The organism is Mesorhizobium sp. M2A.F.Ca.ET.039.01.1.1, from assembly GCF_003998035.1.
In the GTDB taxonomy this organism is placed as follows: Bacteria; Pseudomonadota; Alphaproteobacteria; order Rhizobiales; family Rhizobiaceae; genus Mesorhizobium.
The window spans coordinates 1-7,168 of sequence record NZ_RZRY01000312.1 but is presented as its reverse complement, the minus strand read 5'-3'; the positions used below and the strand labels follow the sequence as shown (position 1 = coordinate 7,168).

Annotated in this window: 4 protein-coding genes and 1 tRNA gene; 2 read left to right on the top strand and 3 right to left on the bottom strand. The window is 64.3% G+C overall.

The features are described from left to right. Positions 1-397: 397 nt before the first annotated feature. Positions 398-4,432 carry a PAS domain S-box protein gene (locus EOA24_RS21925; protein ID WP_126079080.1) on the bottom strand — a complete coding sequence of 1,345 codons (4,035 nt, stop codon included), beginning with the start codon at positions 4,430-4,432 and terminating at the stop codon, positions 398-400. A 270-nt stretch (positions 4,433-4,702) separates the two neighbouring features. Here EOA24_RS21925 and EOA24_RS21920 point away from each other — a divergent pair, with 270 nt between their 5' ends. Next, a complete protein-coding gene (locus EOA24_RS21920; protein ID WP_126079079.1) occupies positions 4,703-5,170 on the top strand; it encodes a phasin in 468 nt (155 codons plus the stop codon). Between the two features lie 334 nt (positions 5,171-5,504). After that, positions 5,505-5,581, top strand: a tRNA-His gene (locus EOA24_RS21915). A 308-nt stretch (positions 5,582-5,889) separates the two neighbouring features. Here the strand turns inward: EOA24_RS21915 and EOA24_RS21910 are convergent. Both EOA24_RS21910 and EOA24_RS21905 read right to left on the bottom strand, forming a co-directional pair. Continuing rightward, complete coding sequence (locus tag EOA24_RS21910; RefSeq protein ID WP_126078899.1) at positions 5,890-6,705, bottom strand: alpha/beta hydrolase; 816 nt, start codon at positions 6,703-6,705, stop codon at positions 5,890-5,892. A gap of 8 nt (positions 6,706-6,713) precedes the next feature. Next, the coding region (locus EOA24_RS21905; RefSeq protein WP_127410056.1) for an aldehyde dehydrogenase family protein at positions 6,714-7,168 on the bottom strand (455 nt) is incomplete at its 5' end.

The window sequence follows — 7,168 nt, the reverse complement described above, 5'->3', positions numbered from 1 at the left end:
CACCGACATCCCGCGCACCAAGTCCGGCAAGATCACCGAACTCGCGGTGCGCGACGTGGTTCACGGCCGTGCCGTGAAGAACAAGGAAGCGCTTGCAAACCCGGAAGCGCTGGAGCTGTTCCGCGACCTGCCGCAGCTGGCGGGTTGACGGATGGCATGGTTAACGAAATCGGTACGGCGAATTTACCTAGATTTCACGGGTGGTACACATTCGTAAACTTTTCTGAGGTCCGGTAAGGACTTGTTAAGGGACGACCCCGATAGTCGCGTGTAACTTGAGGGAGAAATCCCGTTCCTCGTCCCCTGAGGTTCAGCTCAAGCCCCCGTTGTGACAGCATCCCATTTCTCAAGGCGTCCTCCCGGACGCCTTTTTCTTTGGCTGGAACCGAGGACGATCTTATTCGGCAAGCACGCGGGTCGAGGGGAAGACGACCTCGACCAGCGTTCCTTCGCCCGGCGTCGAGGTGATGGCGAAGCGGGCTCGGTTCGCCTCCACCATGGCCTTGGTGAGGGGCAGGCCGAGGCCAGTGCCGTCGCCGCGTCCGCGCTTCAGCGCATTGATCTGCTTGAACGGCTTCAGCGCCTGCTCGATCTCGGCCGGGGTCATGCCGATGCCGGTATCGCGCACGCGCATGACGACATCGCCTGAGGCTTCGTACGCGGTCGAGACGATCACCTGGCCGCCGGCCTGGGTGTAGCGGATGGCGTTGGACAGGATGTTGAGGGCGATCTGGCGCACGCTTCGCAAATCCGCCACCACTTCCGGCAGCCGCGAGGCGAAGCTGGAGCGGATGATGACGCGCTCTCGATTGGCTTGCGGCTGCATCATCGCCACCGTCTCGGCCAGCGTGTCGTTGAGCGACACCGCCTCGTAGTCCATCTCCTGCTGCCCGGCCTCGATCTTCGAGATGTCGAGCAGGTCGTTGACGAGGTCGAGCACGTGATTGCCTGACCGGTTGATGTCGCGCAGATAGTCGCGATAGCGGTCATTGGCGATCGGGCCGAATTTCTCGTCCACCATCAGCTCGGAAAAGCCGATGATGGCGTTGAGCGGCGTGCGGATCTCATGGCTGATGCGGGCCAGGAAATCCGTCTTCTGCGAGGACGCGCGCTCGGCAACCGCGCGTGCCTGGGTCAGGTCTTCCTCGGCCCGCTTCCATTGCGTGATGTCGCGCACCACGGCGCAGAAGCCGCTGTCGTTCGGCAGCCTGCCGATGGTCATGAACAGCGGGATGAAACGTCCCTGCGCCTCGCGGCCGATGACCTCGCGGCCGTCATTCAAGACGCTCGCCACGCCCGGCTCCGAAAGGCCCGCGAGATAGTCGCGCGCCGCGCGCTGGCTTTCGATAGCGAACAGCGAGGCAAAGGGCTTGCCGGCGACCTCGTCGCTGTCGAAGCCGAAAAGGGCTTCCGCCGGCCGGCTGATCGAGCGGATGTTGCCGTCGCGGCCGATCAGTACGACGCCATCCGTGGCGGTGTCGATGATGGTGCGCATCTCGGCGATGCGCGATTTCAATTCCGGAACATCCGGCTGCAGCGCCGGCTCGTCATTGGCGGCGGTGAAATGCGCGGCATCGTCCTCGCCGGAACGCCGCACCACCAGCATGAGCGCCTTGCCGCCCCGCCATGGCACCGAGCGAAGCAGGGCTTCGATTGGAAATTCCAGGCCCTGGCGGCTCTTGAGCTTAAGCGAGTGGTCGCTTTCGTCCGCGCCGGCATCCTCGGCATAGGGATCGGCAAACAACGCGCCCAGGCCCCCCGCATCCGCGAGGTCGTCCAGCGCATCGTAGCCGGTGAGTTCGAGGAAGGCGTCATTGGCGTAATGGAGCTCGTCACCCGAATGGATCAGCAGCGGCACCGGCAGCCTGGCGAGGATGGACGTATCGGGCGCCTTGGCTTCCTCTCCGGTCGAAAAAGCGGAGGGCACAAAGCCTGCGAGCTTGAGTGGCGGCACGTCCAGGCGTGGCCGCGCCGGCGTTACGGGTTCTTCCGCGGCCGTCGCCGCGTCGGCGTCGGAGCCGGCCCAATCCTCGCTGTCTTGCGCATCGCGGAAATCGTCGGCGGTCATGCTGTCATCATCCGCCGTCGCATCGCGCGCCGGCTTTTCGGCGACCAGCTCGGTCACTGGCCGTTCGACCGGCTGCCGCGCCTCAGAATCGGCACGCTCGGCCGCCTGCCGGGTGGCCGCTGCCCGGCTGTCCTCGGAAGCAGGTTCGACGCCGGCTTCTTCCCTGGACTTCTCACCACCTGCGTAGCTGAGCAGCGAGCCGGAAGCGGCCGGCGTCACCGTCTTGCCGGCGTCGCTCGTCGCGGCGGCGTCATCGATACCGTCGAGCCTCGCCAGGTCTTCCTGGTCTTCCGCCTCGGTCTGTGCTTCAGCAGTCTCCGCATCAGCCTTCGCGTCGGAGGTTTCCGAGGCTTCCGGTGCCGGCGTCGCCTCCAGCGCGGGGTTCTCGTGCGCCGCCTCTTCAAGCGTCGTTGGCTGGTTGGCCTCGGCCTTCGTTGCGACGGCGGGCTCTTTCGCTGTTGCCTCGTCCTTGCCGGCAACAACCGCATCGGTCTGCTTGCCGGCTTCGGCGGCGCCCGGCTCGGCGGGCAGGGAATTGTCCTTGCGCAGCCGCTCGCCAATCTCGCGGAAGGCGCTGCGCTCAAGGATCGACAGGCTCTTCTGACTTGCGGGCGTGTCGCTCCCCGGCTGCTTGTCGTTGACCGGCTGGCGGTGCTCGGCCAGCCTTATCACCTTGTCGGCGAAGCGCCGCTCCGGCTTCGGCACGATGCTCAGCGCCGGCACTTCGCCCTGGAACGGATCTGCGGGCTTTGGCTGTTCCGGCTGCGCCTGCTCCGCGGCTGGCTGCTCGACCGACGGCTCGCTCCCGGCAGGCGCGGCATTAGGCACCAGCGCCATGCCGAGCGCTTCGGGATCGACCACGGCGTCGGCCGCGCGTGCGACGCCAAAGCCGCGAAAACCCTCGAAGGCGCGGCTGCGGCCATAGACGGGCAGCGCCGCCAGATCGACCGGTATCTTCAGATCGGTTCCGGCCACCGGCCACAGCACCGATCGGCCTGACCAAGTGTCGCGCCGCTCGAGCAGACCGGCGATCTCGCCCGAGGTGTCGAGACCGAAGATGGTGGCGACGTCCTTGAAGCGGCGGCCGATCACATCGGCGGCGGGCTGGCCGACGATGTCTGCGAATTCGGGCGACAACGCGCTGAATTTGCCGTCGGCGTCGGTGCGCCAGACGAAGCGCAAGGGTGGCGCCGAACGGTCGATGCCGCGGGGCAGGGCTGGCCGAGATGGCATGACGGTTTCGCGCGCGGCCGTCTCGCCAACACCCGGCCGCAGGCCTTCGGCCGCGACGGCCTCCTTCGGCTCATCCTTCGCCGGCGCCGCCGGTTGAGCCTGCCCGGCGTCATCGTCGCCGGCGTTGAAATACCAATGGTCATGCTGGCCGGCGCCGGCGTCCGCGGCCTGTTGGCTGGGCTCGGCGGCATCCGCCTGATGATCGGTCCGGGCAGGCTGCTGGCTGGGCACGACCCGGCTTCCAGCGTCAGTCTGTGCATCGCCTTCAGAAGGCTCCGGGACCAGCTTGGCTTGTCCGCCGGCTGTCACGACCGGTGCGGGGCTGTTGTCCTGGACCGGCCGGGGTTCGGGCTCGGCGGCCAGGCTTTCACCCGACAGCGTGGCTGCAACGGTGCCTGGCGTCGCGCCTTGCTCACCATCGGGCCGATCGCCCTGGCCGGCGGTCGGCTGTTCCCCTTGGTCGCCGTCGAGCTGGTCTTCATCGATCACCACCAGCAGATGCCGTGTGTCGGTGAGCCGCGCGAAACCGGCCGGGTAGGAAGTGCCGCTGCCAGGCACAAGGCGCTTGACGACACGGTCGCCGCTGCTTGCCACATCCGCAACCAGCGCAGCCAGCGTCCGCGGCTCGATGCCGAGCGCCGCGAAGCCGTCCGAGGCTGCCTCGACGCCGCCTTGCGCGTCGACGAAGGCGATGAAATGCCCTGCCTCGGTAAAACCACCGATGGCTCGGCCGGCGACTTCGCCGGCGCTGCGTGAGCTAGTCTGCGCCGCCGGCACCGCCAGCATGATTGCCTTCTCGCCGTCCGGCATCGTCACGGCGCTGGCCAGGAAGCCCACGGCCCGGCTCACCATGCCGGTGGCCAGCCTCACCGTGATGGCACGGTCGCTGCCAATCTCGGGAAAGCCGCTGGTCGCCATGATCTGCCGTCGGGCAATCAGCGGCAGCCGCGCCGAGGCGCCGATGATGGCCTCGATATCCGGATAGCCGAATACCGACGCCCCCGGTCCGTTCGCCCAGATCACCTGCTCGAGGTCGGCCGACAAAATGGCCAGGGCGTCGCCAGCGGCAAAGCGCTGACGCACCGCGTCGAGCACGGCGACGTCGAGGAAGGAGTAGTTTTCAGGCGGCATGCGCTGGGCAACCCTCCGGAGCGGGCATTTCAGTTAACGCTTTGTTAATAAAAGCCCGCGGTCCGAAGGTCCACAAGCCCTGGCTTGCATAGGTCGAAATCTCTGGGCTCTTGGTTAACGGCCCAGCGGCTGACGTTACGGTTGACGTACGGGAAGATTTTATGGTGCGCTGCAACAAAGATGTTGCAATGCACAAAAAAGCCTCTATATTGCCACCATACATGAACGAGACGGCTTTCTGTCAAAGCCGCTACCCGAAAAGGTTGGAAAATGTCCAAGACCACCGCTAAGACCGCTGCCGAGACCATCGAAAACGTTGAATTCCCGAGCTTCGACGCTTCCAAGGCCACCGACCAGATCCGCGCCTTCGCCGAGAAGGGCGTCGAGCAGTCGAAAGAGGCCTATGCCAAGCTGAAGACCGGTGCCGAGGAGACCCAGAAGGTTCTGGAGTCGACCTACGAGACCGCCAAGGCCGTCTCCAGTGACGTTTCGCTCAAGGCCATCGCCGCGCTGCGCGCCAATGCCGAAGCCGGCTTCTCGCACCTTGAAGCCCTGGTCGGCGCCAAGACCCTTTCGGAAGTCGTCGAGCTGCAGACCGCTTTCCTGCGCAAGCGCGCCGAATTGGCCGTGGAGCAGGCCAAGGAGTTCCAGGCCGTCGCCACCAAGGCGGTCGAGGATGTCTCCAAGCCGGTCAAGAGCGCCTTCGAGAAGGCGATCAAGGACGTCAAGGCTGCCTAATTTTCGCGCACAACTGTGCGCTGCATCAAAACGTCGCATTTCGTCAGACAAATAGTTATGCGATAGAGTTGAATAACCAGATACCCGGAAGCGGAACCTCCTCCCTCTGTTTCCGGGGTGACCAGCCAGCACCTCCTCCCGCTGGCTCGTAACAGGAAAAGGCCGGCACCTCCTCCCGCCGGCCTTTTCTTTTGCCTTATGAAAGGTGCGACGAGGACAACCCGTCCTTTGCCTTATTAAGGGCCTTGAATTAGAATCCGATAGCCCGTATTGGACGCATCGCCAACGATGGAGCGCATCCTCAGGATTCCTGGATAGCGCTCGCCTGGAATGTGCCGTTGTAGCTCAGTTGGTTAGAGCACCAGATTGTGGATCTGGGGGTCGCTGGTTCGAGCCCAGCCAACGGTACCATCGCCTTCTAGCGTAAGTAACTGATTTTTCGATTTAAATTGGAAAGTTCGATCGTAAGCTCGCATCTGCTTGCGATTTTCCCCACAAATTGTGCTCCCCATTTTGGTGCAAACGGATGGTAGGGACGAACGCGCGAAGAGCGCGCTTTGGTCGCTGCATCCTCCTCCATCATAGTGGTCTACTGCGATCGCGCACCTTTCGATCCGGATTTACACGTCGCCGCCCATGGAAGTTCTCGAACAGGACGCGTCATAACGTGGACGGATCACGTTCGTGAAGCTCTCTTACCGCTGGCGGCGATATGGCCTTCATGCGCCCAGCAGGCGAGCCAGGGATGATGCGGCCCCGGTTCCGGCCAAGCCAAGGTCGCGGACGCTGCTCATGTGGTTGGCCCCTGCAAGGCTTGTGCGCGAGACGGCAAGCCCTTGCCCTTCGAAACGCTCCGCAAGCGTGGCGGCCTGGCTGTGGAAGGGCGGCGTTTCCTCGGCGCCGACGGATATCTCAACCGCCACGTCCGGATCGAAGCGATGATTTATCGGCGAGAACCGCTCAACCTCGTCGTCGGTGATCGCGATTTCGGCCGCGAGAAACGACTCCTGCAACGGTCTTAGATCGTAGACACCGCCGAGCAGGAGCGCGCCTTTGATGCCTGAAGGCCGGGTGTTGTCGTCAAAGAGCATTGTCGCGAGATGCGCCCCCGCGGAATGGCCGCTTACCGTCAGGTGGTCGGGATCGCCGCCATAGCTCGCGATATGGTCGTCTATCCATTGCCTCGCGCGGCGTATTTGATCGACGATCGTCGCCATTCTCACGCTCGGCATCAGTGCGTAATCCACGACGACGGCAATCGCTCCGGCGTTGGCGACGGTGTCCGCTACGTAGGAATAGTCGCGCTTGGAGAACATGCGCCAGTAGCCGCCGTGAATGAACATGTGCACCGGCAGGTGATCGCGTTTGCCCTGCGGGAAGAACAGGTCGACGGTCTCCGTGCCGTCCGGTCCGTAAGGCACGTCGGCGGCCATCGGTACCTTGGCCCTGGTCTCGGCGCTGCGCCGGACGATCTCGGCGACGATGTCGTCGAACTCGGGGACATGGTCGCGAATACGGAATGGATCTTTCGCCATCTGTCTCATCAGATCGTCACGGCGATGTATTTCGCCTCCATGAACTCGGCAATGCCGTGCTTCTGGCCGCCCTCGCGCCCAAGCCCGCTCTGCTTGACGCCGCCGAAGGGCGCGGCAGGGTCCGACATCAGGCCACGATTGAGCGCGATCATGCCGGACTCGATCTTCGACGCCATGCGCATGCCTTTCGCAAGATCGCGCGTGTAGATATAGGCGGCAAGGCCGTATTCGGTATCGTTCGCCCTTGCGATGACCTCCGCCTCGTCCTCGAAGCGGCTGATTGGCGCCACGGGACCGAATATCTCCTCATGAGCCATGGCGGCGTCGGCCGGCACGTCGCTCAGCACCGTGGGCGGATAGAAAAATCCTCGGCCCTCGGCGACCGCGCCGCCGCACAGAACCTTGGCGCCACGCGCGACCGCGTCCTGGACGAGCCGATCGATCTTGTCCACGGCTTTCCTGG